Here is a 25,788-nt window from a genome sequence, read left to right on the forward strand (position 1 = left end):
AACATAGTAATTAAGTTGGTGTCGTGTCAACTAGTGGATTCGCAAGGGGGTCTGGGAGGTGGCTGGCGGATCTTTTTTAAAATAAGTCATAAATACCTGATGTTGTGACATGGGTTACAGCTATCTTCTTTTATGGGTCTTCATGAATCCTGAAAACTGGCCACCCTGGCCGCAGAAAAAGATCTGAGAAGAGGTCCCATGGGAAATGTGATGCAGGTACTCAAGATCGCCATGGCGTTCATCGGTGTCGTCGTCGGCGCCGGTTTCGCCTCCGGCCAGGAAATGCTCCAGTACTTCGTGGCTTTCGGCATCAAGGGGATCTGGGGAGCGGTTCTCTCTGGTGCCATCATGATGTTCCTGGCCGTGATCATCCTGCAGTTGGGCAGCTATTACCGCGCGGGGGAGCATGGTGAGGTGTTCAAACGGGTCTCCTACCCGATCTTCTCCCGCGTCCTCGACTTCGGCGTGATCCTCACCCTCTTCTCGGTGGGCTTCGTCATGTTCGCGGGGGCTGGTTCAAATATGCAGCAGCAGTGGGGGCTTCCCCTCTGGGTGGGTGCGATCCTCATGGTGGTTCTGGTCCTGGCCGCCGGGATGCTGGACGTGGACAAGGTCACTGCCGTGATCGGTGCCATCACCCCTTTCATCCTGGCCTTCGTGCTGATTGCCTCGGCCTACACGCTGGCCACCACCGACATTGATTCCGCACAGCTTGATGCCGTGGCCAGGGAAACCGTGGACACCACCCTGCCGCACTGGACGGTGGCGGCGGTCAACTCCGTCGGTTTCAACCTCATGGTGGCGGTGTCCATGGCGATCGTCATCGGCGGCAGCATGTTCAACCCCCGCCTCGCCGGCCTCGGTGGACTGGTCGGCGGCATCGGCTATGTCTTCATTCTCGTGGTCACCAGCCTGACCCTCTTCGCCGCCGTGGATAAGGTGGGCACCGATGCGATGCCGATGCTCACCATCGTCAACCAGATCCACCCCTGGCTGGGCCAGGCGATGGCGGTGGTCATCTACGGGATGATCTTCAACACCGCGCTGGGCATGTTCTACGCCCTGGGCAAACGCCTCACCGCCAAGAACCCGGACCGTTTCAAGGTCGTCTACATCACCGTCACCCTGATCGGTTTCGTCCTCAGCTTCATCGGCTTCCAGACCCTGGTCGCCTATGTCTACCCGGTACTCGGTTACATCGGCCTCCTCCTGATCGCCGTGATGATCTACGGCTGGTTCCGCGGCCATCGCCACATCAAGGCGGAATCCGGGCGCCGCGCCCGCCTCATGGTGCTCCTCGGGCTGCGCGAAGCCGGCCAGCTCAAGCCCGCCGAGGAACAGGAGCTCAAAGCCGAGGTGGCAGCCTCCAACCTGCCCCAGGAGGACATCGAACGAGCCCACCGCGAGGACCACCAGGGTGAAGGTACTCGCCCCCGCCCCCGCCACAGGGGGCGGGACGCTGAGCCGGCCCACTACGCGGAACGCAAGATCTAACTCCCCCCTTGGCCTCTGGGATTCCCCTGCCCCTGAGACACCGGCCACGGATTCGCTCCTCAGGGGTAAAGAAGTGGCCTGAATCATGTCATTTCTCCAAAGAGGCGTGGCCAACTCGCGTGGTGATGGATCTAACAGGTAACTTCTTTCCCAGGCAGTACACAGCGGTCCGCCGGACCCGCGAGAAGAAAAACTGAGAAGAGGTTCCCTGATGGGCAAAATCATGCAGATCCTCAAGATCGCCATGGCCTTCGTCGGCATCGTCGTCGGTGCCGGCTTCGCCTCCGGACAGGAGGTGCTCCAATACTTCGTGGCTTTCGGTATCCAGGGGATCTGGGGAGCGGTCCTCTCCGGACTGGTCATGACCCTGATGGCCATGATCATCCTGCAGCTGGGCAGCTACTTCCGCGCGGGGGAGCACGGTGAGGTATTCAAACGGGTCTCCCACCCGGTCTTCTCCCGCATCCTCGACATCGGTGTGGTGATCACCCTCTTCTCCACCGGCTTCGTCATGTTCGCCGGGGCAGGGTCCAATATGCAGCAGCAGTGGGGGCTGCCGATCTGGGTGGGCGCGATCATCATGCTCCTCCTGGTCCTGGCCGCCGGCATGCTGGACGTGGACAAGGTCACCGCCGTGATCGGTGCCATCACCCCCTTCATCCTGGCCTTCATCCTGATTGCCTCGGTGTACACCCTGTTCACCGCGGATGTCGACGTCGCGCGTCTCGACGCCGCGGCCAAGGCCACCGTGGACACCACCCTGCCGCACTGGACCGTGGCGGCGGTCAACTCCGTCGGTTTCAACCTCATGGTGGCGGTGTCCATGGCGATCGTCATCGGCGGCAGCATGTTCAACCCCCGTTGGGCCGGTATCGGCGGCATGGTCGGTGGCCTGCTCTACTCCCTCATGCTGCTGGTCAGTGCGCTGACCCTCTTCGCCGCCGTGGAGAGTGTGGGCACTGACGCCCTGCCGATGCTGACCATCATCAACCAGCTCAATCCCTGGCTGGGCCAGGCGATGGCGGTGGTCATCTACGGGATGATCTTCAACACCGCGCTGGGCATGTTCTACGCCCTGGGCAAGCGCCTCACCGCCAAGAACCCGGACCGTTTCAGGGTGGTCTATATCGGGGTCACCATCATCGGTTTTGTCCTCAGCTTCATCGGCTTCCAGACCCTGGTGGCCTATGTCTACCCGGTGCTGGGATACATCGGCCTGCTGCTGATCGCCGTGATGACCTGGGCCTGGTTCCGGGGTCACAGTCAGATCCGGGCGGAATCCGGGCGACGTGCCCGCCTCATGGTGCTGCTGGGACTCCGTGCCGGTGGAAAGATGGCACCCCGGGAGGAAGCGGAATTCAAAGCCGAGGTGGAGGCCTCCAACCTGCCCCGGGAGGAAATCGAAAGAGCCCACCGCGAGGGCCACGAAGTTTAAGGCACCCTCCCGGGTCACCAAGGGGGATAGGCTCAGGTGACATGACACCCTGGTGGGAACGCCACAATGAATACACAGCTCCCGGGAACCAGCTTTCCGCTGCGGCCTTGAGCCTGCTCAGGGAGGTCGCCGAGGCCTTCACTGTGACCGGGTCTGATACCCCCGGCTGGCCGGATCCCCACCTGGATCCGGATGTCCCCTTTGCTCGCCGCAATCCCGAAGACGAGGAATATGAGCGCTGCCTGGACCCGGGGCGCTATGCGCTGACCCAGGCCAGGGGAGCGGCCTGGGTGAAGGTGCTGCAGGAGCGCAAGGCGGTGGCCTCGCTCAAGGAAACGCATCCCGGACCGGGCAGAGCAGTGCTGAATGTGTCTCCCCGGCGCGGGGAACTGGGTGCCCAACCCCTGGTGCTCAAATATGAGTACTTCATCTTCGACACTGGCCACGCCCCCTGCCTGGAGGTCTGGGCAGGGCAACCGGCACTCAAGCTCAGTGAGGCACCGGACTGCGCCTGTGATGCCTGCGACTCCGGTTCAGATGATCTGCTGGAGATGATCGACAAGGCCATCTTCTCGGTGATTGACGGCTCCGTGATCGCCAGCGTCGAGCCCCGCTCCGCCAGCCTCCGCACCTCCTTCGGGGCGGAATCCCGCAGCCCTGGCCGCACCGTACGGGGGCAGGGCAGCACCCCTGTCAAGCTTGTTGCCGGGCCCTGGTTGCCCGGCTGGACCTCCAGGGTGCTGCTGAAAGCACCCCGGGGGTTCCGGCACTGAAGAGTTTGGGCAGGGGCATCGATAAGCGGTTCTGGATCAGGCGGTGTTGGAGTCCTCGCGCGCGGCATCATCCTCGGGGCGAAGGTGTCATTTCTGGGCAGGCCAGGCTGCGCCGGAGGTGGTTATCAGCTTTCGGTGCCGAAGAGGTCGAGGTTGAAGTACTGGTGGATCGTGGACTTGGTGACCCAGAGGATGCCGATGAGGACGGCGAAGATGATGATGGCGAAGCAGATGCCGGCGGCGGTTTTGCCCAGGGGGTTGGCGTTGTGGGTGACCATGCCGTCAGCGGTGGTCACGTTGGAGCCGTGGGCGAGGCGGATGCCCAGGGCGAAGAGGGCGGGCAGCCCGGCGCCGAGCAGGATGCCGACGATGGTGACCTCGATGAGGCTGCTGAAGAGGGTGTTCATGTCCATCTACTTCTCCTCCACCGACATGGCGACGTCCGGGGTGTTCTGGTGCTGGGGGCTGTGCTGCGGGGCGGACATCTGTGCCGCGACGGGGGTCAGGCCGTTGTTTTCCTCATCCCAGTCGGAATTGACGTTGTCCGGGTTGATGGGTTCCTTGGTGGAACGGGCGAAGATCAGGCCGGACAGGGCCAGCAGCAGAGCGAAGGCGAGCAACACGCCGATCAGGTCTGTGGTGAAGTACCCGACCCCGTGTGCCAGTAACCAGCAGAGCGCGCCGACGGCTGCGGAACAGGGCAGGGTGATCAGCCAGGCGAGACCCATCCGGCCGGCGACGGACCAGCGGACCGAGGCGCCCTTGCGGCCGATGCCGGTGCCCATGATGGAGCCGGTGGCCACATGGGTGGTGGACAGTGCCATGCCGAAGTGGGAGGAGGTGAGGATGATGGCGGCCGAGGAGGCTTCAGCGGCCATGCCCTGCGGGGAGTCGATCTCGACCAGACCCTTGCCCAGGGTGCGGATCACGCGCCAGCCACCCATGTAGGTGCCCACGGCGATGGCCAGGGCACAGGAGGCCTTGACCCAGAAGGGAATGTCGGCATCCTGGCCGACATGGCCGGTGGCGACCAGGGCAAGGAAGATGACACCCATGGTCTTCTGGGCGTCATTGGTGCCGTGTGCCAGGGAAACCAGGGATGCGGAGCCGATCTGGCCCCAACGGAAATAGCGGTTCTTGTCATTCTCGGCGACCGTCCTGGTGATGGCGTAGATCGCGAAGGTGCCGATGGCGGCGACTAGTCCGGCAACCACGGGGGCGGCCAGGGCGGGCAGGATCATCTTGGCCAGCACCCCCTCCCAGACCACACCGCCGACGCCGAGGGAGGCGATCGCGGCGCCGATCAGGCCGCCGAAGAGGGCGTGAGAGGAGCTGGAGGGCAGGCCCACCAGCCAGGTCAGCAGGTTCCACACGATGGCGCCGATCAGGCCGGCGAAGACCACAAGCAGCAGTTGGTGGGCGTCCAGGGCATTGCCCAGGTCGAACTGGTCGAGGTCGACGATGCCCTTGGCGACGGTGGCCGCCACCTCCACGGAGAGGAAGGCACCCACCAGGTTCAGGACGGCGGAGAGGGTCACAGCAGTTTTGGGGCGGAGGGCTCCGGTGGCGATGGAGGTGGCCATCGCATTGCCGGTGTCGTGGAAACCATTCGTGAAATCAAAGGCGAGAGCCGTGAGAATCACGATCAGGAGAATTATCAACTCGGTCACGAGGAGTCAGTATGCCCCAGAGATGGGTGGGTTCAGACATCGAAAAAAGGTTCTGAGCAGGGGAGATCATGGCATAAATCACAGTTGCCGCCCCCACTGGGGGGTGGGACAGTGTATTGGGGCCACACGATAGTTGGGGTGGCCCATCTTTAACGTGCGCTTTTCTGGTGGGGGTGGGTAGGGGTAGGGCTGCCCGCATCTTTTAGCCCATAAATGGACACTCGGAACCTACTGCATGAACAGTTGATGAATTTAACCCACTTCGGGGGCTGCTGATTTTCCTTCTCCCCACACTCGGGCATAAAAGAACCCTCCTTGGGGGGCAGCGCTTCCCTTGGAGGGTTGGTCCGCCCCAGAAATCAATCATCCAGCTGGGGCAGTGAAGGACCAGGTATGGGTGGGGTATTGCTGAAGTCCCCGGTGGTGACGTAGAGTCATTGTTGCGAGAGTGTTTAGGTCGTTGTCCACAACTTCGATTCTGAACACTCTCGCTTTGCGTTACCTGTGACGACCCTCCCAGGAACCAATCAGCTAGTAGTAGTAGGGGAACTGTGACCAGTCCGGATCCCGCTTCTCCAGGAAAGACTCCTTACCCTCCACTGCCTCATCGGTCATGTACGCCAGGCGGGTGGCCTCACCAGCGAAAACCTGCTGACCCATCAAGCCGTCATCGGTCAGGTTGAAGGCGAACTTCAACATGCGCTGCGCAGTGGGGGACTTACCGTTGATCTCCCGGGCGACCTGAATGGCCTCGGCCTCCAGCTCAGCATGATCGGCGACGATATTGACCGCACCCATCTGCTGCATCCGCTCCGCACCATAGGTCCGGCCCAGGAAGAAGATCTCACGGGCATACTTCTGACCCACCATCTTCGCCAGATAGGCGGAACCATAACCGGCGTCGAAGGAACCGACATCAGCATCAGTCTGCTTGAAACGCGCCTCCTGGCGGGAGGCGATGGTCAGGTCACAGACCACATGCAGGGAATGCCCGCCACCGGCGGCCCAGCCGTTGACCACCGCGATCACCACCTTCGGCATGGTGCGGATCAACCGCTGCACCTCCAGGATGTGCAAACGACCACCCTCCACCTTCGTGCGTGCCTCATCAACGGTGTTCGCGGTCTCACCCTCGGCGTAGCGGTAACCGGAACGCCCTCGGATCCGCTGGTCACCACCGGAACAGAAGGCCCAACCGCCATCCTTCTCACTGGGACCGTTGCCGGTGAGCAGCACCGTACCCACATCCGGGGTCCGGCGGGCATGATCGAGTACCCGGTAGAGCTCATCCACGGTGTGCGGACGGAAGGCATTACGCACCTCCGGCCGATCAAAGGCGATGCGGACGATCCCGTCCACCCGCTCGGTGCCCACATGGCGGTGATAGGTGATGTCGCTCAGGTCCTCAAAACCGGGGACGGTGCGCCACTGCGTGGGATCAAAAGGATTCTCGGTGCTGTAATTGCTCATGCCTGACAGCCTAGTAATAGTGCGCCGCAGCGGACGCCACAGCGCATTATCTACCCCGGCGATTCAGGCGTGTTCCACCCCCAGGGAGGCAGCATGCTCATTTATCTGGCGGGCCAGGTCCACATCCCGGCTGCTGAGACCACCGATGTCATGACTGGACAGAGTCACCGCCAGGGAAGGATAGGTCAGGGTGAGGTCCGGATGGTGGTTGGCGGCCTCCGCGGATTCCCCGATCAGGTTGAGCAGGCGGAGGCCGGTGGCGAAATCACCGGTGTCAAACTCAGCCTGAATGGTGTCCTCGACCTGTTCCCAGCCAACCAGGTTGGCCGCGGCGATCTGGTCAGGGGTCAGTCTCTGCTTGTGATCATTCATAACCCCCATCCTCCCCTCAAAAGCACCCGATGAACACCCCCTGTTCCAGGTGTGCCCTCTGCCGTACCCTGGCGGCCATGAAACTGCTGCTGACCTCCTTCGGACACCCCCACATCGCCGAATTCATTCCCGGGGAAGGCGGTCGCACCATCGCCTACATCTCCGACGCCGCCCGCAGCTTCGCCACCCACCCCGACACCCAGGTCGAGAGGGAGATGCTCCGCGGCCACGGCCTGGAACTTAAGGAACTGCCCCTGGCCGACACCGACCCCACGGAGGTCGACCGCATCCTCCACAACGTCGACGGGGTCTACGTCGCCGGCGGGGAAACCTTCGACCTGGCCTGGGTACTGCGCTCCACCGGCACCGATGACATACTCAGCCGACACGTCCACGCCGGCCTGCCCTATATTGGCTGCAGCGCCGGCTCCGTCATCGCCGGCCCCAGCATCGAACCCGTCTCGCTTCTCGACGACCCCGCCATCGCCCCCGAACTCAGCGACCACCGCGGGCTGGGATTCACCGACCGGGTCATCATCCCCCATGCCAGCGGCAACATCCCGCTCTTCCCCATCGAGACCTACGCCGAGCTCGTGCGCCGCTACGGCCAGGAACACCCCCTGCTCCTCCTCCGGGACGGCGAAGCCCTGCTCATCGAGGATTCCCACACCTGTCTTATCTAAGGTGGACACCATGAACACTCCCTCCGTCGATGAAATCCTCGAACGCGCCCACGTCGTCGCCCTACCCATGAGGGTGCGATTCCGCGGCGTCGACACCCGCGAAGCACTGCTCATCGACGGCCCCGCCGGCTGGGGAGAATTCTCCCCCTTCCTCGAATACGGGCCTGAGGAAGCCGCCGCCTGGCTCCGCTCCGGCATCGAAGCCGCCTGGACCGGATTCCCCGAACCACTCCGGGACCGCATCGAAGTCAACGCCACCATCCCCGCCGTCGACCCCGCCCAGGTCCCCGACATCCTCGACCGCTACCCCGGCTGCCGCACCATCAAAATCAAGGTCGCCGAACACGGCCAGACCCTCGCCGATGACATCGCGCGCGTCGAAGCAGTCCGCCAGGCCCGCCCCGGCGCAGTCATCCGCGTCGACGCCAACCGGGGCTGGACCGTGGCGGAAGCCCTCGAAGCAGCCCGCTCCCTGGGCCCCCTGGACTACCTCGAACAGCCCTGCCACAGCGCCGAAGAACTCGCCGAGGTCCGCATGTCCCTGCAACGCGCCGGGATCTTCGTCCGGGTGGCCGCAGATGAATCCATCCGTCGGGCCGATGACCCCTTCAAGGTGGCGCAGCTGCGGGCCGCGGATGTGGCGGTGCTCAAGGTCGCCCCCTTGGGTGGGGTGCGTCGCCTGCTGGATATCGCCACCCGGTTGCGGGCCTCCCAGGTGGATGTGACCGTGGCCAGCGCCCTGGACACCGCAGTGGGTATGAACGCCGGGTTTGCAGCCGTGGCGGCCCTGCCGAAACTGGATGATGATGACCTGCTTGATGTGCCTCCGGCCGCCGCCGGCCTGGCCACCGGTTCCCTCTTCCTGGAGGATGTGGCCCCGGCGCGCCAGTTTGAGGAGGGATTCATGTCCACGGCTCCGATCGTGCCGGAACGCGATCGCATCGCCGCCCTGGCAGCGGCCCCGGAGCGGCGGGCATTCTGGTTTGAGAGGGTGCGGGAGTCCCTGGCCTTCCTCTGACCCCCTGGTGTGGGTGCGGGGATGGGAGTTTCGCGAAGTAGACTCGGGTCCATGTCGCAACCCGAATCGATCTCCCTGGCCACCGCTCTCGCCGCGAAGCTCGCTGAAAACCTCAGTGACGTGGTCCTGTGTCCCGGTTCCCGGAACTCCCCGCTTTCCCTGGCGCTGCTGGCGCGCCCCGATATCCGGGTGCATGTCCGGCTTGATGAGCGCAGTGCCTCCTTCCTGGCCCTGGGCATGGCCAGGGTGCAGCAGCGTCCCGTCGGTGTGATGATGACCTCCGGTACCGCGGTGGCCAATTGCCTGCCGGCGATGGTGGAGGCCGCCCATTCCCATACCCCGCTGGTGGTGATCAGTGCGGACCGTCCGGAACGTCTGATTGGCACGGGTGCTTCCCAGAGCATCCAGCAGCAGGGGCTTTTCGGTTCCTACGCACCGACCACCCAGCTCAATGACATCACTGATCTGGGGCGGGTGGAGCAGGCTTTTCGGGCATCCGCCCAGGTGCATCTCAATGTGGCCTTCGATGATCCGCTGGTGGGGGAGTCCCTGCCTGAGGCGGGCCCCGCAGTGGCCCGGGTGTCCCCGAATTCTCACTTCGTCGACCATGGTGAGCTGGAGCTGGATCTGAGCCTGAACACCCTGGTCATCATGGGTGATGAGGCATGGCCGGTGGAGGGGCTGGAGGATGTTCCCACCATCGCTGAGCCCACCGCCCCGGCACCTTATAACCCGGTCCACCCCCTGGCTGCGGGGGTGTTCGCCCACCAGCAGATTTCCGCCAATGACTATGTGGTGGACACCAAGCCGAAGCAGCTGGTGGTGGTCGGTCATCCCACCCTGCACCGTGAGGTGCTCGCCCTGATGGCGGACCCCGAGATCCAGGTGACCCTGCTGTCCCGCACGAGCCAGTTCACCGACCCCTCCGGCAATGCCACCCGGCGCGGCAGTTCCCTGAAGGTCAAGGGTGAGCCTTCCCGGGAGTGGCTGAAGATCTGTGCGGCGGCCGCCGAGCTGGGTGCCACCGCGATGCGGGAGACCCTGGAGGTTGAGGAACACGGGTTCACCGGGCTGCATGTCGCCGCCGCGGTGACGGACACCCTCGGTACGGGGGACACCCTGGTGTTGGGTTCCTCCAACCCGGTGCGTGATGCCAGCCTGCTGGGTATGCCCTTCGACGGGGTGGACACCTATGCGGCCCGTGGGGTCGCCGGTATCGACGGCACCGTCTCCCAGGCGGTGGGTGTCGCCCTGGCCACCCAGGCGGCCCACCCCGCCGAACCACGCGCTCCGCGCACCGTGGCCCTGCTCGGCGACATCACCTTCCTGCATGACATCAACGGTCTGCAGATCGGCCCCGATGAGCGCCGCCCGGAGAACCTGACGATTGTGGTGGCCAATGATGACGGCGGCGGCATCTTCGAGTCCCTGGAGGTGGGTGCCCCCGGCCTGCGCCGTGATTTCGACCGGGTCTTCGGCACCCCGCACGGCGCTGATCTGGCGGCCCTCTGCGCGGGCTACGGGGTGGCGCACCGTGAGGTGGGCACGCTGCGTGAGCTTATCGACGCCCTGTTGGACACCACCGAGTCCCCGGCTGGGTATCAGGTGATCGAGGCCCGCATCACCCGGGGTACCCGGCGTGCCCTGCACCGCCAGCTGAAGGAGAAGATCGGGCTGTGAGTGAGATCCCCACCCCGGTGGAGGATGCCCGACCGGGGGTACGTCGCAGGCTCCACCAGCTGGTGCTGGCCTTATGTACCCTTGCTCTGCTGGGAACCTTCGGCATGGTGGCCGGCCCCTTCCTCAATGACCGCAGCATCGCCGCGGATCAGGGGCGGGCCCTGGCGATCGTCACCGGGGTGGGTGCGCTGCGCACCACCGTGGACTTCCAGGATGAGGAGGGCATCTACCATTCGCCCTCCACGGGGCTGCTCTATCCCACCGGATTGGGGGAGGGCCAGCGGGTATGGGTCAACTATGCGAAATCAGATCCTGATCTGGTGAAGGTGGAACACCGGGAATGGACCCTCTCGATCATCCCGGCGCTCAGTGTCGGTTTCTGGGTGCTGGTGGTCACCGCTATCCTCTGGTTCAGTGTGAATTTCTTCACGAGGCCCAAGAAGGTTGCCGGGAAACCTGGTACAGCTGGGTCAAAAAGGTCTAGTTCACCAAAGCTTCTCTAGAAGTAAATGTGAAACTAGGTTCGTTTTAGTCTGGATCGGAGAAGATAACGCCTATGCGAGTTGCGATCGTTGCGGAATCCTTCCTGCCCAATGTCAATGGCGTCACAAACTCAGTGCTGCGGGTCTTAGAGCACCTCCACCGGGAGGGGCATGAGGCCATGGTGATCGCCCCCGGAGCTCGGGACTTCGAGGAGGAGATCCCCTCCTACCTCGGTTTCGAGATTGTCCGGGTACCCACCATCAAGGTGCCCCTGATCAACTCCCTGCCGGTGGGGGTGCCCACCGCTTCAGTCACCCTGGCGTTGCGTAGCTTCCAACCGGACCTCATCCACCTGGCCTCCCCCTTCGTCCTCGGCGGAGCGGGTTCCTTCGCTGCCCGTCAGCTGCGGATCCCGGCGGTCGCCCTCTTCCAGACCGATATCGCCGGATTTTCCACCCGCTACCACCTGGCCGGGCTTTCCGCCGCCATCTGGGAATGGACCCGCACCATCCACAACATGTGCCAGCTCACCCTGGCACCCTCCTCCCTCACCATCGCTGAGCTGGAGGAACACGGGGTCCAGAACGTCCGGCACTGGGCCCGGGGAGTTGACACGGTCCGCTTCAACCCTGCCAAACGCAACCCCGGTCTGCGTCGCCGCTGGAACCCGGACGGCCGCAAGAAGATCGTCGGATTCGTCGGCCGCCTGGCCGCCGAAAAGGGGGTCCACCGCCTGGCCCCCCTTTCCGGACGCAAGGACATCCAGCTGGTCATCGTCGGTGACGGCCCGGAACGACAGGCCCTTGAAGAGTTGCTGCCGGATGCGGTGTTCACCGGAGCTCTCCACGGGGAGAAACTCGCCGAGGCCTACGCCACCCTCGACCTTTTCGTCCACGCCGGTGAATTCGAGACCTTCTGCCAGGCCATCCAGGAGGCCCAGGCCTCCGGGGTCCCCACCATCGGCCCCCGCGCCGGTGGCCCCGTCGACCTGATCCACGATGACCACAATGGTCGCCTGCTGGAGGTGGAAACCTTCAGCCGGGATCTGCCGGCGGCTGCGGAATATCTCCTCGATGACAGCCGACACGAGCAGCTCCGCCACAATGCGCGGGCCGGGGTGGCCGATAAAACCTGGGAGGCCCTGGGTGCTCAGCTGCTCGACTACTACGAGGAGGTTCTGGCGGAGACACGACGTGTTCCGCTGACCTTCTTCGGGCCCCGCCCAGAGCTGCCGATGTGGGCTGCCCGTGCCCTCAGGGGCCGTTCCGACTAGCCTCACCTAGACTGGGGGACTGTGGCTAAGGCATCTCTCGACAAGAAACCCTTCGACGTGGCGTCCATGTTTGACGACGTCGGAGAAAAATACGACCTGACCAACACGATCCTCTCCTTCGGGCAGGACCGTGTCTGGCGCAAGAAGGCCCGCGAACGTCTCGCCCTGCAGCCGGGGGAGAAGGTGTTGGACCTGGCGGCAGGCACCGCCGTCTCGACGGTGGAACTGAGCAAATCCGGGGCCTGGGTGGTCGCCTGCGACTTCTCCCAGGGCATGCTGGCCGCCGGTCGGGACCGCGATGTGCCGAAGGTGGTCGGGGATGGCATGCAGCTGCCCTTCGCCGACAACAGCTTCGATGCGGTCACCATCTCCTACGGGCTGCGCAATATCCATGACTTCCGGGCCGGCCTGCGCGAAATGGCCCGGGTCACTCGACCCGGTGGCCGACTCCTGGTCAATGAGTTCTCCACCCCCACGGTGCCCGTCTTCGGCACCCTGTACAAGGAATACCTGATGCGCCTGCTGCCCAAGGTGGCGCGCCTGGTCTCCTCCAACCCGGCAGCCTATGAGTATCTGGCGGACTCCATCCGGGAGTGGCCCGGGCAGGAGGGCCTGGCCCGGGAGATCAACCGCAACGGTTGGTCGGACAGTGGCTGGCAGGACCTGACCTTCGGTATCGTCGCCATCCACTCGGCGATCAAACCGGAGTAGCGTCCCACAGCGGGCTGTCCTTACGGACTCCGGAGACCACCCTTCCAGCGGTCCGCCAGAGCCGGGCCATCAGATCCCGATCCGCATCGGTGATCAGATTGCCCATCAGGCGGGCCGCCGCCGGCATCAGCGTCGCCCCCACCGGGCCCCGCAGTCCCAGAGGGCCCACCAGCGGCAGGAAAGCGGGGTAGGTCAGCAGCCGGGCCGCAGTACGGGCCAGGAGAAAAGCCTCCCCATAATGGGCGCGGAGCACCTCCGGCCAGAGCAGGGTGAAGTCCCTGCCGCTCCCCGCATCCAGCAGATTGACCGCCATTTCCGCGGTCTCCATGCCATAGTCAATGCCCTCACCATTGAGGGCGTTGACACAGGCCGCGGCGTCGCCAAGCAGCATCCAGTTCCGGCCGGCGACATTGGACACCGCCCCACCCATGGGCAGCAGGGCGGAGGCCACCTCGCGGGGCTGACCCAGCCCCCAGTCCGTGCGCTGCTGATCAGCGTAGAAATGCAGCAGCTTCTTGGTGTTGATCTTCGCCGGGCGTTCCTCCGTGGAAAGTGCCCCCAGGCCGAGGTTCACATCCCCGTTACCGAGGGGGAAGATCCAGCCATAACCGGGCTGCACCACATCATCGGCATCGCGGAGCTCCACATGGGAATGCATCCACTCATCATCGGAGCGGGTGGAGGAGCAGTAGGAACGTGCGGCGATGCCGTAAACCTCCCCACGGTGCCACCGCCGGCCCAGCAACTTGCCGAAGGTGGAACGCACCCCATCGGCGACCAGCACATACTTTGCGGTGACCTCCACCTCGCGGCCAGCCACACTGATGCGGACCCGATCCAGTCGGGCACCGTCGAACTCCACCCCGGTGGCGGTTGCCCCTTCCCAGAGCTGCACCCCGCGCTGGACTGCGGCGGCGACCAGGAGGGCGTCGAAAAGCGTGCGTGGCATGGCCGAACCCACCGTGCCATAGTGACCCTCCGGCCAGGGTGCGGTCACGGAACCACCGTAACCGTGCAGCTTCAGGCCCCGGTTGCGGTGGGAGGAGGTCACCTCATCCGCCAGGCCGAGTTTCTGCAGCTGATTCACCGCCCGCGGGGTCAGGCCATCACCGCAGGTTTTATCGCGGGGGAATTCGGCGGCGTCGATGAGCAGGGTCTCGAAGCCGGACTCCGCGGCGTGCAGGGCGGCGGTGGAACCGGTCGGGCCGGCCCCGATGACGAGGACGTCTACGTGCTGGTTCTGAACACTCACATGCCCATTGTCGCACCACCGCCGGGGGAGGGATGACCCCAGGGTGCCCCGTCTCCATGGTTTGGACTACGGTTAAGTGCGAACTCCTACTGGATAATTCCCATGATGACCACCCGCCGGTCACTTCGGAATCTTAGCTGAGCTGCAAGGACACCCAACACATGAGCAACGGTCACAACACTCCGCCGAGTCCCTCCGGACACCGGGTGGAGCCGGAACTGACCGGCGCTGTTAACGGAGTCATTGATTTCGGAGATGAGCAGCTCAACGCCCGAATCACCCAGGGCATGCTCAAGATCGAGACCCTCCTGCGGGCCGAACTTTCCCGTGGCGAAGACTTCCTCGTGGACAAGGTGCTGCACCTGGCTGAGGCCGGTGGCAAGCGTTTCCGCCCCATGTTCGCGCTGCTTGCCGCGCAATATGGCAGCGACCCGGAAAGTGAGCGGGTCATCAAGGCCGGCGCGGTGGTCGAGATCGTCCACCTGGCCACCCTCTATCACGATGATGTGATGGATGAGGCGGAGCGTCGCCGTGGGGTGGAATCCGCCAATCACCGCTGGTCCAACTCAGTGGCCATCCTCGCCGGTGACATTCTCCTGGCGCACGCCTCCAAGCTCATGTCCGAGCTGGGGTCGGAAACCGTCGCCCATTTCGCCGAAACCTTCGGTGACCTGGTGACCGGGCAGATGCGCGAAACCATCGGTGCCCGGGATGAGGACCCCATCGAGCACTACACCAAGGTCATCCGGGAGAAGACGGGTGTGCTCATCGCCTCCGCCGGTTACCTCGGAGCCCTCCATGGGGGTGCCGAGGAGGCGGAAATCAACGCCCTCAAGCGTTATGGCTCCGCCATCGGCATGGTCTTCCAGATCGTCGATGACATCATCGACATCTTCTCCGACCCCGATGAGTCAGGGAAGACCCCCGGCACTGATCTGCGGGAAGGGGTGTTCACCCTTCCCGTGCTCTACGCCATGGCGGAGGACACCCCGGTCGGTGCAGAACTACGCGGACTGCTCACCGGCCCCGTCACCGATGACGCCACCGTGGCACGGGTACTCGACCTGCTTGCCGAATCCACCGGCCGGGCCCGCGCCCTGGCCGATATCAAGCACTACCTGGCCGAGGCGGAGGAGCAGCTGGATCTGCTGCCACAGAACCAGGTCACCGCAGCGCTGCGCACCCTGGCGGAGATCAGCTCCCGCCGGGTCGGTTAAAAACCGCTTCTGTCCTGCCGATTTGCGGTATCTCCGGCAGTGCCTCTAAAGTATTGAAGCGCACCAGCAATGGTGCAACGCCAGATTGCCCGAGTGGCCAAAGGGAGCGGACTGTAAATCCGCCGGCTCAGCCTTCGAAGGTTCAAATCCTTCATCTGGCACCAGATCAGAGCTCATCCGAGAAATCGGATGGGCTCTTTTGGTGTTTCCAGGGTTGGTGGCTCGGCTCGCTGGGGCCGCCCTGAAGTCTGTGCCGGCGCGCTGCAGTCCCTGTGAGGCGCTTATCGACGTCCCCCGGGGTGGCCTCCGGCGCCAGCGGGGGCCTTGGGGGCAATGTGGGCGGTGTGCTCCCCGGGGCGCTGGGAGGTTCCCGGGGTTTGCAGGAGTGACTGGGGTGAGTGAAAAAAGGGGCTCTCAGCTGGCGATTGTGTTCTTCGGGCAACTCAGGCTAATCTCTTGGTTGATCGCACAGGGGCGAAGCTTGGAAAAGTTCCTCCCTGCACTGTGATCATGCCCCCTTAGCTCAGTCGGTAGAGCGTTTCCATGGTAAGGAAAAGGTCATCAGTTCGATTCTGATAGGGGGCTCTGCTTTTTCGCAGTCACCCTGACTCTGGACCGGTAGGTTCTCAGTCAGGGATTTTTGTTTTTCCCGGGGAACGGGGGAGCTTCGGGGTTCTGTCGCCGAGATCCCCGGAGGGTGGGACGGGTTCCGGGGAGTCGTGCTTCGGGGTGGCGCCGGAAAAGGATAAAAACCTATGTCTTCCTGCCGATTTGTGTTCCAAATGTATGTCGGGTTAATCTTTTGGAGGTCGCAACGAGAGGGGCCCACAAATAAGTGAGTCCTGATCAAGTAATGACTATGCCCCCTTAGCTCAGTCGGTAGAGCGTTTCCATGGTAAGGAAAAGGTCATCAGTTCGATTCTGATAGGGGGCTCTGTTTTTTGTCTCACGCGTGCTGCGGAGGCGGAACACTTGGCGATGTAGCTCAGTTGGTGAGAGCGCGCGACTCATAATCGCGAGGTCGAGGGTTCGAATCCCTCCATCGCTACTGGGACAAAGATCGGCACCATCTTCGGTCTTGGCCGCGGAAGGTGCCTTTTCTTTTCCCAAACTCCAGCCAGGGGGTAGTTTTCTCCGGAAGATTTCTTCTCTGGTAGGATAGTTTAGGCCCTCTAGTTATGGGGGCCAATAGGGGCGTAGTTCAATTGGTAGAGCAACGGTCTCCAAAACCGTAGGTTGCAGGTTCGAGTCCTGTCGCCCCTGCAAAGTTTTCTATCTGAGGAGTGTCGTGAGCGAAGATCAGCTGGACAAGGACGGTTCACTCCGTCCCGCCGGTAAGCGACAGCTGGCTGGTGTGTCTACGACCTCCACCTCCTCTTATGAGGCCAAGCGTCTCGCACCGGAACCCAAGGACGATGATTCCCCGGGTGGTTCCGTCACCCGCTTCCTGCCGGAAGTTGTCTCGGAGATGGGTAAGGTTGTCTGGCCCACCGCGCGCCAGATGGTCACCTACACCCTGGTGGTGTTCGCCTTCCTGATCGTGCTCACCGCACTGGTCTCCGGCGTTGACTTCCTGGCCGGCCTCGGAGTTGAAGCAGTACTGACACCCTAGGTAGACTCCTAGATATACAGATCTTGATCCCGCCGACTCCTCAAAGAGTCGGCGGGATAATTATTTGCCAGATCCCGCAGGTAACATGGTGACCCAGACAGCTCGGTCGCCCCGCTGCGGGAGTTGACGGACGACGATGAATTAAGTTTGGGAGAAATCATGAGCGACGAGAACAGCATTTCCGAGGAATTCGCCTCGAACGCAACCGAACAGAACACCGACCTGGACTTCGCCAAGGCCGCAGAGACCGCCCTCGCTGAGGCCCAGGCCAACCAGGCCGGGGAAATCGAGGAGGACACCTCCTCCTTCGAAGAGGATGCCGCAGCTGCCGTTGAGGCCAGCGCCGGCAACGAGGAAGCTGACCCGGCCACCGCCGCGGCAGCCGCCGCCCTCGGTGACACGGAGGAACTTGATGCTGAGGCCGCACACCGCAAGCGCCTGCGGGAGTACACCCGCGAGCTGAAGAAGCTGCCGGGCCAGTGGTACATCATCCAGTGCTACTCCGGTTATGAGAACAAGGTGAAGACCAACCTGGACATGCGTGCCCAGACCCTCGAGGTGGAGGACTCCATCTACGATGTGGTCGTCCCGATCGAGCAGGCCGTCGAGATCAAGGACGGCAAGAAGAAACTGGTCAAACGCAAGCTGCTCCCGGGTTATGTCCTGGTGCGCATGGACATCAATGACCGTTCCTGGTCCGTCGTCCGTGACACCCCCGGTGTCACCAGCTTCGTAGGCAACGAGGGCAATGCCACCCCGGTCAAGCACCGCGACGTCGCCAAGTTCCTGATGCCCGCCGAGAGTGGCGCTGCCGGTGAGGCTGCAGCCGTCACCGCCGAGGGTGAGAAGCTGGTTGCCATGCCGGAGGAGCAGAAGCGGCCGAAGAACCAGATCGACTTCGAGGTCGGCGAGGCTGTCACCATCCTCACCGGTGCACTGGCATCTGTTTCCGCCACCATCTCCGCGATCGACCCGGAGAGCGGCAAGATCCAGGCCCTGGTCTCGATCTTCGGTCGCGAGACCCCGGTCGAGCTCACCGCCGACCAGGTGGAGAAGCTGGCCTAATACCGCATCTGAGGTTCCACCGCAGCCCGTCCCCCACAGTGTTTGGTGGGTGGCGGGCTGCCGTGTATTCTGGTACACCGCGTGTCATTTTTCTGACGTGCCCAAAATCATTCATCCCCGGTGGCCGGGTACACGTGAAGATCTCAGTCCTTTGAGGCTGGTAGCGGGTCTCGGAATCCGGACGGGGAAGTGTCATCATCGTGACGCCTCCCCGGTATCAAGGGAAGTAGGTAATTCGATGGCTCCGAAGAAGAAGAAGAAGGTTTCAGGCTTCATCAAGCTGCAGATCCAGGCTGGCGCCGCTAACCCGGCACCGCCCGTTGGCCCGGCACTGGGTTCCCACGGCGTCAACATCATGGAATTCTGTAAGGCCTACAACGCCGCAACCGAATCCCAGCGTGGCAACGTCATCCCCGTCGAGATCACCGTCTACGAGGATCGCAGCTTCGATTTCAAGCTGAAGACCCCGCCGGCAGCCAAGCTGCTGCTGAAGGCCGCTGGCCTGCAGAAGGGCTCCGGTGTCCCGCACACCGACAAGGTCGGATCCGTCACCATGGATCAGATCAAGGAGATCGCGGCGACCAAGAAGGAAGACCTCAACGCCAACGACGTCGAGGCTGCCGCCAAGATCATCGCCGGCACCGCCCGCTCCATGGGCATCACCATCCAGGGTTAATTTTCCCTGACACCCCCCTGTCCCGGGGATTCACGCCCCGGGACACCCCCAGCACAACCGTGGCAGGGCCAGCTCCGGCCCGCACCACAAGATTCCAGAAAAGGAAATCCGCAAATGAGCAAGAAGTCCAAGGCATACCGCGCAGCCGCTGAACTGGTTGACCAGAACAAGCAGTACTCCCCGATCGAGGCTGCCGCCCTGATCAAGGAGACCTCCTCCAAGAACTACGACGCTTCCGTCGATGTCGCCATCCGTCTGGGCGTTGACCCCCGTAAGGCTGACCAGCTGGTTCGCGGCACCGTCTCCATGCCGAACGGCACCGGTAAGACCGTCCGCGTCGCCGTCTTCGCCGCTGGCGAGAAGGCCACCGAGGCTGAGGCTGCTGGCGCTGACTTCGTCGGCACCGACGAGCTCGTCGCCAAGATCCAGGAAGGCTGGACCGACTTCGATGTCGCCATCGCCACCCCGGATCAGATGGCCAAGATCGGCCGCATCGCTCGCGTCCTGGGCCCCCGTGGCCTGATGCCGAACCCGAAGACCGGCACCGTCACCAACGATGTCACCAAGGCCATCACCGAGGTCAAGGGCGGCAAGATCTCCTTCCGCGTTGACAAGGCCTCCAACCTGCACGCCTCCATCGGTAAGGCATCCTTCGATGCCAAGGCCATCGCCGAGAACTACGGCGCGCTGATCGATGAGCTCAACCGCATCAAGCCGTCCTCCTCCAAGGGAATCTACCTGAAGAAGATCACCCTCTCCTCCACCTCTGGCCCGGGCATCCCGGTTGACACCCACGTGCAGAAGAACTACGTCGGCGAGTAATTCCGCCGCTGTTTCCCCGCTGAGGGATATAGTTTAAGGGCAACCCCCGTCACCCAATTACTGGGAGGCGGGGTTTTCTCCTGCCCGGGGCAGCATTCTGGGACCCCTTCTGTGCAGGTCCACCCAGCTGATGAAGGATGTCTCATCTGGGGCTCACCTGAGCTTCATTGAAAGAGCGGATGATGGAGGGGAAGAAAGAACAACGTTTATTCCCCGGTCGATGAATCCTCAGGAGTTTGCCCACCATGCCACCGAACCAGCCCCATGACAGCAACCACCATTCCCGCCCCCGGGCGAACATCGTCGGCTCCGGCCCCAATGGGCTGAGCGCCGCACTCCAGCTGGCGCGCGAAGGGTGGGAGGTGGAGATCTTCGAACGCAATGAACACCCCGGCGGGGCCGCAGCATCCGCCCCCCTGCTGGGGGAGGGCACCATTGTTGATCGTGGTGCCGCCGCCCACCCCTTCGGTGTGGCCAGCCCTGTATTCCGGGAGTTTGAGCTGGAGAAGCATGGCCTGGAATGGTGCCACTCGACTTATCCCATGGCGCACCCCATGGCGGACCAGCCCGCCGCCTTCCTGCACCGTGACCTCGCCGCCACCGCCGCCGGACTGAGCGGAGACGGCAAGAACTGGAAGCGCGCCCACGGCCACCTGGTGAGCAATATTGATGAGCACCTGGAAAATATCCTGGGCCCCATGTTGCGCTGGCCGAAGCACCCCCTCCGCATGGCCCAATTCGGAACCTTGGCGGCACTTCCCGCCAAAACCACAGCGGAGATGCTCTTCCGGGAGGAATCCACCCGGGCACTTTTCCTCGGCTCCGGGGTACATGCCATCACCCCACCGAACAGGCCCTTCACCACGGCCTTCGCCCTGCTCTTCGGATCACTGGGCATGAGCCGCGGCTGGCCGGTGGTCCGCGGCGGCACCCAGGGACTGGTCGACGCCCTGCTCAGCGCCCTCAATGAGCACGGGGTGAAGATCCACACCGGGGTAGAGGTCCATGACCTGCGGGAACTGCCTCCCGCGGAGGCCACCGTCCTGAACCTGACCCCGGCCCAGATTCTGCGCCTCCAACACACCGGGCTGGCCCCCCGGGTACTCAAACGCCTGGCTGGCTGGAAGTACGGTGCCGGGGTGTTCAAGGTGGATTATCTGCTGGATGGCCCGGTGCCCTGGTCTGACCCCCGGGTCGGGGAAGCCAGCACCGTGCATGTGGTCGGCGGGCCTGATGAAATTCAACATGCTGAGGCGGAGGTGGCTCGGGGTCGGATGCCGGACCGCCCCTTCGTCATGGTCTGCCAGCAGCAGGTGGCTGACCCCACCCGAGCTACGGGACCTGCGGCCGGCAAGCAGGTGCTGTGGAGTTATGCGCATGTGCCCCAGGGGTACCGGGAACCGCAGCCCGGTTTCATCGCCAACCTCATTGAATCCCAGATCGAGCGTTTCGCCCCCGGTTTCCGGGAGCGGATCCAACACCAGGTGCAGCACAGCCCTGATGATCTGGAGTCCTGGAACCCCAACCTCATCGGCGGGGATATCGCCGGTGGCGGCATGCAGGGGCTGCAGTCCCTGCTCCGCCCCGGCATCACCCTGAACCCCTACCGGCTCAATGAGCGGGGCCTTTACCTTGCCTCCGGAGCCACTCCACCCGGGGCCGGGGTCCATGGTGTGCCCGGTTCCTGGGCCGCCCGGGCCGCGATGCAGGATCAGGGTGGGAAATAAGACATGAGTTCCCAGCACGCCGCCCCGGTCACCGAGCGTGATCTGGTGGCGCTGGCAGGTTATGCCGCTTTCGCCGGGTTGCTGCTCAGCCCGCTGCGCCACTATCTCGGGCCGATGAAGAAGGTCAGTGCGGCCAAGAATGAGCGGGACAGCTTCCCGCTTTCGACCTACCCGATGTTCTCCGCTGACCGTAAAGGTCGGGTGACGGTTCCTCATGTCGTGGGACTCACGGCAGCGGGGGAGCGGATAATCCCCCACTACTTCCACTTCGGAGCAGGGGGACTCAACCAGGTTCGCCGCCAGATCTCCCGGGGGATCAGGGAGGGTCGTGCCGCCGACATCGCCCAGTGCTACGCCGATTCCCTGGCAGTCCGACCCCAGGCGGGGGAGGAGCAGATCGTGGAGGTGCAGGTGGTGCGTGCCCGCTTCCTCTTCGATGAGTACTTCAACGGTGACACCCGACCCGTCGCGGAATCCCTGCACGCCGCCTGCCGGGTGGGTGGCACCGCCCAGGCCGGACCCGGAAAAGCCCTGCCCCGAATCAAGGAGACCCAGACCCCATGACACCGCTGCTTGAACGCGTCGTCGATAAGCTGCGCCCAGCAGCCACACCCGCCCGCCCCGCGGTGATCCGCCTCGGGGTGGGGGCCTTCTCCGCGTGGAATAACCACCGCCGCCGGGGCATCTTCCGGGGCCTGCACCACCAGGATCCCGCCCGATTCCGACCGGTGGGGCCCGTGAAGATCCTGCGTCGCCCCCTGCCACCCAAGTTCGCCGACCTGCTTTTCGACGCCGCGCAGTTGGCCAATGCCGCCGCCACCCTGGGCATCGCCCACCGGGTGAGCGGGCCGCTGAACAGTGCATTGCAGCTGTGGACGCTGAGCTACCGCAACTCCTGGGGAATGATCTACCACAATGACAATATGCTGCTCCTCCAGCAGATGGTCCTGGGTCTCAGCCGTTCCGGGGATGCGCTCTCCGTGGACTCCGTGATCCGGGAGAAGACACTGCTGCCCGAGCGCTATGAAAGGACCTACGGTGGTATCCCCACCGCCGTCAATATTGCGGCGGTGACGGTCTACCTGATCTCCGGGGTGGCGAAGGTGCGCAGCCCACTGGGCTGGTCCTGGGCCGGGGGAACTGCACTACGGGAACAGATCGCCGCGGACAGCATCCGCAAAGAGGTCTTCGGTGGGAAGGTGCCAGCCACCACCGGTGCGCTCTACCGCTCGAACCTGAGCTTCGGGGTGCTGGCGGGCACCGCCCTGGCCGTGGAACTCGGTGCCCCGCTGGCACTGATCGACCGCCGCCTGGGACAGGGCTTCGTGATTGCGGCCTGGGGGATGCATGCCGGCATCCGGGTGATCATGGGCATCAAGTTCAAATACAACCTCAGCGGCATCTCTTACCTGGGGTTCTTTCCGGTGGGGGCGCAGTTGGTGAGGTGAAGGGGGATGGGGAGCGGGCTCCCCGCGTCAGCGGGGGTAGCTGGTTTCCCTCGCACTCCTGTCCACCTGCAGCCTCACCCCGGTGGGCGTCGATAAGCCATGTTGGAGGGACGATTTGCTCAAAAGGGACCCCGTGCTATAAAGTCACAAACCGAAGTTTGAAGGACTTCCCGAGAGGGGGTCCAGCTCAAGTTTCACCGAAGACCGTCGGTCATCCGTTAAGGATCGAAGGATTCCAGTTTCCCTGGAACGGCCCACGCAGGAGACACTTTCGAGCATTTCCTCAACGCTGTTGAGGTTGATGCGCCCTGTGCTTCTGCACGGGGCTTTCTTGTTTTTCTGAAGTGAGCTCCGGCGGATCAGTCGAAATACACGTAAAGGAAGGAGGCGAAGTAATGGCAAACCCGAAGAACACCACGGACCTGAACGAACTGAAGACTCAGTTCGCTGAGGCTTCCAGCGTCGTGCTGACCGAGTACCGTGGCCTGACCGTTGCTCAGACCACTGAGCTGCGTCGCGCCCTCGGTGCAGATGTCCAGTACTCCGTCGCCAAGAACACCCTTGTCAAGCTGGCGGCCAAAGACGCCGGCATCGAGGGCCTTGACGAGTACCTGACCGGCCCGACCGCCGTCGCCTTCATCAAGGGCGAGGCTGTCGACGCTGCCAAGGCACTCAAGAAGTTCGCCGATGACAACGACAAGCTCGTTGTCAAGGGTGGCTACCTGGATGGCGCCGCACTCGACGCCGACCAGGTCAAGGCTCTGGCTGACCTTGACAACCGCGAAACCACGCTGGCAAAGCTGGCTGGCGCGATGAAGGGCAACCTGGCAAAGGCCGCTGGCCTGTTCAACGCTCCCGCTTCCCAGGTCGCACGCCTCGCTGCTGCGCTCCAGGAGAAGAAGGACGCTTAAGTCGTACCGCCATCAGGCGATACGCACCCAAGCTTTCACCACACACCCGGTTCTCAACTACTGAGGCCGACAAGGAAAGGATGCCATTATGGCTAAGCTCACCAAGGACGAGCTCATTGAGGCTTTCAAGGAAATGACCCTCATCGAGCTTTCTGAGTTCACCAAGGAGTTCGAAGAGGTCTTCGAGGTCACCGCTGCCGCTCCGGTCGCTGTCGCTGCTGCCGGTGGCGAAGCTGCCGCTGCTGTTGAAGAGCAGACCGAGTTCGACGTCGTCCTCGAGGACGCTGGCGCCAAGAAGATCGGCGTCATCAAGGCTGTCCGCGAGCTCGTCTCCGGCCTGGGCCTGAAGGAAGCCAAGGAGCTCGTTGAGTCCGCTCCGAAGGCAATCATCGAGGCTGCTTCCAAGGAAGACGCCGATGCTGCCAAGGCTAAGCTCGAAGAGGCTGGCGCCAAGGTCACCCTGAAGTAATTTTGCGGTGATCCAGAATCACCTCATGACTTCTTGAAAATCCCGTCCTCACCGATTTCGGTGGTGGCGGGATTTTTCTGTTCCCCCGGAGCCTTATGCGGGCAAAATTGGTCGATATGGAGAGTTGCAAAGGATTGCACAACCTCGTGGAAGGCCTATATCGACCAATTTTGCTCGTTTTCCCGAAATACCCACCCAAACCCCCTGCTCACCCCCATGACTACCGCAGCGGCGGCAGAGTCAGCGGCGGCGTCGAGAAGCATTTCTGGGTTCTTGGGGGGCGGGGCTCGGCGGTTATTGGGAGGCCTGCGGTAACATCTTGGCCATGCTCCCGAAGTCCCGCATCATTTCCACACTCATCCTCGGTCTCGGGGTCACATTAGTTGTAGCGGGACTTCTGGCACCACGTTTTTTCCATGTGGACGGCCGGCTCCCGATGGACCTGAAGGTGACCACGTTCAGCATCACCGATGATCAGGCCAGCACCCGGATCATGTCCGACCCTGGTGGGCGGGTGGTGGAGTCCCCGGTGACCCGTCAGATCCACCTGGAGGTGCAGAACCCGGTTGATGCCGATGCCGCCACAGTGCGGGTGGGTACCTCCCTGGCCCGTGGTAGCCAGCAGAGCGACCTGGACCGCCTGATCTCCGCGGAGGTGTGGAACTACCGCATTGACCGCCTCAGCGGCGCTGCACTGAGCCCTGCGAATGTCAGTGACCAACCCGCTTCCCCGGTCCGGGAAGTCGAGGTCGACGGTATCTGGGTGAAGTTCCCCTCGAATGCGGAGCAGACCACCTATGAGGTCTTCGATCAGACCCTGCGGGAGTCCCATCCGGCGGTGTTCCAGGAAGAGCTGGAGATGGGCGGGCAGACCGTCTACCGCTACCACCAGGTGATTGAGCCGCAGAATGTGGCGCAGCGCTGGAATGGGGTCTTCAACACCACCGACTTCATGAATGAGGACGGCAGCACCGAGCAGGGCTATCTCTTCCATGGGGTGGAACGCGATTTCTTCGTGGACCAGAACTCCGGGTTGATCGTGGATATCCAGGAGAAGGTCGACAACTACTACGGCACCGCTGATGGGGAGGCCCGTGAGGTGGTTCTGGAATTCGACGGAGAAATGTCCGATGAACAGGTGGAAGAGCGGCTGAATCAGGCGGCGGAGGTGCCACAGCAGTCCACGGCGCAGCTGATCAGGTGGATTATCGTCGGTTTTGGTGGCCTGCTGATTCTGCTCGGATTGGCCGGTTCCTTCGGGATTTTCGGTGGGCGTAATTCTCCCCGAAGATAATCAGGTGGTACAGTCCCGGTTTAATGGAGTTCAGCGGGTGACCCAGGCATCAGTGTCGGTGGATGCCCCGCTCTAGCCACTCGGCTCAGGTTTCAGTCCTGGGTCCGAGAATTTAGCATTCATTCTGGTTCTTTACTTTCAGTCACATATGGTATAGGCTGATTCGTTGCGCTGGAACTTCTCTCCGGTAGCAGAGGAAACCTTGTTCACAACGGTTTGCAAAAACCGATTTG

Annotated in this window: 25 protein-coding genes and 5 tRNA genes; 25 read left to right on the forward strand and 5 right to left on the reverse strand. The window is 63.1% G+C overall.

Translation table 11 applies throughout. The features are described from left to right. The first annotated feature begins 198 nt into the window (after positions 1-198). The 3 genes from COCCU_RS02065 to COCCU_RS02075 all read left to right on the forward strand — a co-directional run bounded on the left by COCCU_RS02065 (position 199) and on the right by COCCU_RS02075 (position 3,702). Entirely contained in the window at positions 199-1,494 is a 1,296-nt protein-coding gene (locus tag COCCU_RS02065; protein ID WP_231598829.1) for a YkvI family membrane protein, read from the forward strand. Between the two features lie 211 nt (positions 1,495-1,705). Beyond that, entirely contained in the window at positions 1,706-2,929 is a 1,224-nt protein-coding gene (locus COCCU_RS02070; RefSeq protein WP_156229940.1) for a YkvI family membrane protein, read from the forward strand. Between the two features lie 41 nt (positions 2,930-2,970). Further along, positions 2,971-3,702: a DUF6226 family protein gene (locus COCCU_RS02075; RefSeq protein WP_156229941.1), complete on the forward strand. Its 732-nt coding sequence runs from the start codon at positions 2,971-2,973 to the stop codon at positions 3,700-3,702. A gap of 125 nt (positions 3,703-3,827) precedes the next feature. On the opposite strand, the gene COCCU_RS02080 is transcribed toward COCCU_RS02075, so the two are convergent. The 4 genes from COCCU_RS02080 to COCCU_RS02095 form a co-directional block, all read right to left on the reverse strand. Next, on the reverse strand, positions 3,828-4,115 hold the full coding sequence (locus tag COCCU_RS02080; protein WP_156229942.1) for a hypothetical protein: 288 nt from the start codon (positions 4,113-4,115) through the stop codon (positions 3,828-3,830). Then, positions 4,116-5,372 (reverse strand): inorganic phosphate transporter, encoded by a 1,257-nt coding sequence (locus COCCU_RS02085; protein WP_156229943.1) that lies wholly within the window; start codon positions 5,370-5,372, stop codon positions 4,116-4,118. 531 nt (positions 5,373-5,903) lie between these two features. After that, positions 5,904-6,842: a 1,4-dihydroxy-2-naphthoyl-CoA synthase gene (locus COCCU_RS02090; protein WP_156229944.1), complete on the reverse strand. Its 939-nt coding sequence runs from the start codon at positions 6,840-6,842 to the stop codon at positions 5,904-5,906. Between the two features lie 63 nt (positions 6,843-6,905). Continuing rightward, positions 6,906-7,214 carry a 4a-hydroxytetrahydrobiopterin dehydratase gene (locus tag COCCU_RS02095; RefSeq protein ID WP_156229945.1) on the reverse strand — a complete coding sequence of 103 codons (309 nt, stop codon included), beginning with the start codon at positions 7,212-7,214 and terminating at the stop codon, positions 6,906-6,908. 77 nt (positions 7,215-7,291) lie between these two features. Here COCCU_RS02095 and COCCU_RS02100 point away from each other — a divergent pair, with 77 nt between their 5' ends. The 6 genes from COCCU_RS02100 to COCCU_RS02125 are packed head-to-tail and all read left to right on the forward strand — an operon-like array spanning position 7,292 to position 13,062. Continuing rightward, positions 7,292-7,897: a Type 1 glutamine amidotransferase-like domain-containing protein gene (locus COCCU_RS02100; RefSeq protein ID WP_156229946.1), complete on the forward strand. Its 606-nt coding sequence runs from the start codon at positions 7,292-7,294 to the stop codon at positions 7,895-7,897. A gap of 10 nt (positions 7,898-7,907) precedes the next feature. Beyond that, positions 7,908-8,915, forward strand: a complete 1,008-nt coding sequence (locus COCCU_RS02105; RefSeq protein ID WP_156229947.1) for an o-succinylbenzoate synthase — start codon at positions 7,908-7,910, stop codon at positions 8,913-8,915. 51 nt (positions 8,916-8,966) lie between these two features. Beyond that, positions 8,967-10,595 carry a 2-succinyl-5-enolpyruvyl-6-hydroxy-3-cyclohexene-1-carboxylic-acid synthase gene (menD, locus tag COCCU_RS02110; protein ID WP_156229948.1) on the forward strand — a complete coding sequence of 543 codons (1,629 nt, stop codon included), beginning with the start codon at positions 8,967-8,969 and terminating at the stop codon, positions 10,593-10,595. Further along, the gene (locus COCCU_RS02115; RefSeq protein WP_231598830.1) at positions 10,592-11,098 is read left to right on the forward strand and encodes a DUF3592 domain-containing protein; all 507 of its coding nucleotides are present in this window, start codon (positions 10,592-10,594) and stop codon (positions 11,096-11,098) included. Before menD ends, COCCU_RS02115 begins: the two co-directional genes overlap by 4 nt. 53 nt (positions 11,099-11,151) lie before the next feature. Beyond that, entirely contained in the window at positions 11,152-12,351 is a 1,200-nt protein-coding gene (locus COCCU_RS02120; protein ID WP_156229949.1) for a glycosyltransferase family 4 protein, read from the forward strand. A gap of 21 nt (positions 12,352-12,372) precedes the next feature. Beyond that, positions 12,373-13,062 (forward strand): demethylmenaquinone methyltransferase, encoded by a 690-nt coding sequence (locus tag COCCU_RS02125; RefSeq protein ID WP_156229950.1) that lies wholly within the window; start codon positions 12,373-12,375, stop codon positions 13,060-13,062. Here COCCU_RS02125 and COCCU_RS02130 read toward each other — a convergent pair. Beyond that, complete coding sequence (locus COCCU_RS02130; RefSeq protein ID WP_156229951.1) at positions 13,049-14,314, reverse strand: geranylgeranyl reductase family protein; 1,266 nt, start codon at positions 14,312-14,314, stop codon at positions 13,049-13,051. The two genes, COCCU_RS02125 and COCCU_RS02130, sit on opposite strands and share 14 nt — an antisense overlap. Before the next feature lie 161 nt (positions 14,315-14,475). Here COCCU_RS02130 and COCCU_RS02135 point away from each other — a divergent pair, with 161 nt between their 5' ends. From COCCU_RS02135 to COCCU_RS02210, 16 genes are all read left to right on the forward strand, one after another. Then, positions 14,476-15,531 (forward strand): polyprenyl synthetase family protein, encoded by a 1,056-nt coding sequence (locus COCCU_RS02135; protein WP_156229952.1) that lies wholly within the window; start codon positions 14,476-14,478, stop codon positions 15,529-15,531. A 79-nt stretch (positions 15,532-15,610) separates the two neighbouring features. Then, positions 15,611-15,695: transfer RNA gene (locus COCCU_RS02140), tRNA-Tyr, on the forward strand. A 348-nt stretch (positions 15,696-16,043) separates the two neighbouring features. After that, positions 16,044-16,116: transfer RNA gene (locus COCCU_RS02145), tRNA-Thr, on the forward strand. 276 nt (positions 16,117-16,392) lie between these two features. Continuing rightward, positions 16,393-16,465, forward strand: a tRNA-Thr gene (locus tag COCCU_RS02150). A 40-nt stretch (positions 16,466-16,505) separates the two neighbouring features. Next, positions 16,506-16,579 (forward strand) — tRNA-Met (locus COCCU_RS02155). 142 nt (positions 16,580-16,721) lie between these two features. Beyond that, positions 16,722-16,794 (forward strand) — tRNA-Trp (locus COCCU_RS02160). A gap of 25 nt (positions 16,795-16,819) precedes the next feature. Beyond that, positions 16,820-17,143 carry a preprotein translocase subunit SecE gene (gene secE, locus COCCU_RS02165; RefSeq protein ID WP_197088411.1) on the forward strand — a complete coding sequence of 108 codons (324 nt, stop codon included), beginning with the start codon at positions 16,820-16,822 and terminating at the stop codon, positions 17,141-17,143. A 159-nt stretch (positions 17,144-17,302) separates the two neighbouring features. Then, positions 17,303-18,208, forward strand: coding sequence for a transcription termination/antitermination protein NusG (gene nusG / locus COCCU_RS02170; protein ID WP_156229954.1), 906 nt, complete (start codon positions 17,303-17,305; stop codon positions 18,206-18,208). Between the two features lie 238 nt (positions 18,209-18,446). Further along, positions 18,447-18,884, forward strand: a complete 438-nt coding sequence (rplK, locus tag COCCU_RS02175; protein WP_156229955.1) for a 50S ribosomal protein L11 — start codon at positions 18,447-18,449, stop codon at positions 18,882-18,884. A gap of 114 nt (positions 18,885-18,998) precedes the next feature. Next, a complete protein-coding gene (rplA, locus tag COCCU_RS02180) occupies positions 18,999-19,706 on the forward strand; it encodes a 50S ribosomal protein L1 (RefSeq protein WP_156229956.1) in 708 nt (235 codons plus the stop codon). Between the two features lie 245 nt (positions 19,707-19,951). Continuing rightward, entirely contained in the window at positions 19,952-21,433 is a 1,482-nt protein-coding gene (locus COCCU_RS02185) for a phytoene desaturase family protein (RefSeq protein ID WP_156229957.1), read from the forward strand. A gap of 3 nt (positions 21,434-21,436) precedes the next feature. After that, positions 21,437-21,997, forward strand: a complete 561-nt coding sequence (locus COCCU_RS02190) for a hypothetical protein (protein WP_156229958.1) — start codon at positions 21,437-21,439, stop codon at positions 21,995-21,997. Further along, the gene (locus COCCU_RS02195; protein ID WP_156229959.1) at positions 21,994-22,881 is read left to right on the forward strand and encodes a hypothetical protein; all 888 of its coding nucleotides are present in this window, start codon (positions 21,994-21,996) and stop codon (positions 22,879-22,881) included. Before COCCU_RS02190 ends, COCCU_RS02195 begins: the two co-directional genes overlap by 4 nt. Positions 22,882-23,276: 395 nt before the next feature. Continuing rightward, positions 23,277-23,792, forward strand: coding sequence for a 50S ribosomal protein L10 (gene rplJ, locus COCCU_RS02200; protein ID WP_156229960.1), 516 nt, complete (start codon positions 23,277-23,279; stop codon positions 23,790-23,792). An 88-nt stretch (positions 23,793-23,880) separates the two neighbouring features. Beyond that, positions 23,881-24,261, forward strand: coding sequence for a 50S ribosomal protein L7/L12 (gene rplL, locus COCCU_RS02205; RefSeq protein ID WP_156229961.1), 381 nt, complete (start codon positions 23,881-23,883; stop codon positions 24,259-24,261). Positions 24,262-24,586: 325 nt separating this feature from the next. After that, on the forward strand, positions 24,587-25,555 hold the full coding sequence (locus COCCU_RS02210; RefSeq protein WP_156229962.1) for a DUF3068 domain-containing protein: 969 nt from the start codon (positions 24,587-24,589) through the stop codon (positions 25,553-25,555). Positions 25,556-25,788: the final 233 nt, after the last annotated feature.

The organism is Corynebacterium occultum, from assembly GCF_009734425.1.
Lineage (GTDB): Bacteria > Actinomycetota > Actinomycetes > Mycobacteriales > Mycobacteriaceae > Corynebacterium > Corynebacterium occultum.

What these genes read in the sequence shown, in the direction of transcription:
- COCCU_RS02095 (WP_156229945.1), bottom strand. Translation starts at nt 7,214, where the DNA reads ATGAATGATCACAAGCAGAGACTGACCCCTGACCAGATCGCCGCGGCC.
- COCCU_RS02120 (WP_156229949.1), top strand. Translation starts at nt 11,152, where the DNA reads ATGCGAGTTGCGATCGTTGCGGAATCCTTCCTGCCCAATGTCAATGGC.
- COCCU_RS02190 (WP_156229958.1), top strand. Translation starts at nt 21,437, where the DNA reads ATGAGTTCCCAGCACGCCGCCCCGGTCACCGAGCGTGATCTGGTGGCG.
- COCCU_RS02210 (WP_156229962.1), top strand. Translation starts at nt 24,587, where the DNA reads ATGCTCCCGAAGTCCCGCATCATTTCCACACTCATCCTCGGTCTCGGG.
- COCCU_RS02075 (WP_156229941.1), top strand. Translation starts at nt 2,971, where the DNA reads ATGACACCCTGGTGGGAACGCCACAATGAATACACAGCTCCCGGGAAC.
- COCCU_RS02105 (WP_156229947.1), top strand. Translation starts at nt 7,908, where the DNA reads ATGAACACTCCCTCCGTCGATGAAATCCTCGAACGCGCCCACGTCGTC.
- COCCU_RS02090 (WP_156229944.1), bottom strand. Translation starts at nt 6,842, where the DNA reads ATGAGCAATTACAGCACCGAGAATCCTTTTGATCCCACGCAGTGGCGC.
- rplL (WP_156229961.1), top strand. Translation starts at nt 23,881, where the DNA reads ATGGCTAAGCTCACCAAGGACGAGCTCATTGAGGCTTTCAAGGAAATG.
- rplK (WP_156229955.1), top strand. Translation starts at nt 18,447, where the DNA reads ATGGCTCCGAAGAAGAAGAAGAAGGTTTCAGGCTTCATCAAGCTGCAG.
- COCCU_RS02080 (WP_156229942.1), bottom strand. Translation starts at nt 4,115, where the DNA reads ATGGACATGAACACCCTCTTCAGCAGCCTCATCGAGGTCACCATCGTC.
- rplA (WP_156229956.1), top strand. Translation starts at nt 18,999, where the DNA reads ATGAGCAAGAAGTCCAAGGCATACCGCGCAGCCGCTGAACTGGTTGAC.
- menD (WP_156229948.1), top strand. Translation starts at nt 8,967, where the DNA reads ATGTCGCAACCCGAATCGATCTCCCTGGCCACCGCTCTCGCCGCGAAG.
- COCCU_RS02100 (WP_156229946.1), top strand. Translation starts at nt 7,292, where the DNA reads ATGAAACTGCTGCTGACCTCCTTCGGACACCCCCACATCGCCGAATTC.
- COCCU_RS02065 (WP_231598829.1), top strand. Translation starts at nt 199, where the DNA reads ATGGGAAATGTGATGCAGGTACTCAAGATCGCCATGGCGTTCATCGGT.
- COCCU_RS02135 (WP_156229952.1), top strand. Translation starts at nt 14,476, where the DNA reads ATGAGCAACGGTCACAACACTCCGCCGAGTCCCTCCGGACACCGGGTG.
- nusG (WP_156229954.1), top strand. Translation starts at nt 17,303, where the DNA reads ATGAGCGACGAGAACAGCATTTCCGAGGAATTCGCCTCGAACGCAACC.
- COCCU_RS02195 (WP_156229959.1), top strand. Translation starts at nt 21,994, where the DNA reads ATGACACCGCTGCTTGAACGCGTCGTCGATAAGCTGCGCCCAGCAGCC.
- COCCU_RS02185 (WP_156229957.1), top strand. Translation starts at nt 19,952, where the DNA reads ATGCCACCGAACCAGCCCCATGACAGCAACCACCATTCCCGCCCCCGG.
- COCCU_RS02070 (WP_156229940.1), top strand. Translation starts at nt 1,706, where the DNA reads ATGGGCAAAATCATGCAGATCCTCAAGATCGCCATGGCCTTCGTCGGC.
- rplJ (WP_156229960.1), top strand. Translation starts at nt 23,277, where the DNA reads ATGGCAAACCCGAAGAACACCACGGACCTGAACGAACTGAAGACTCAG.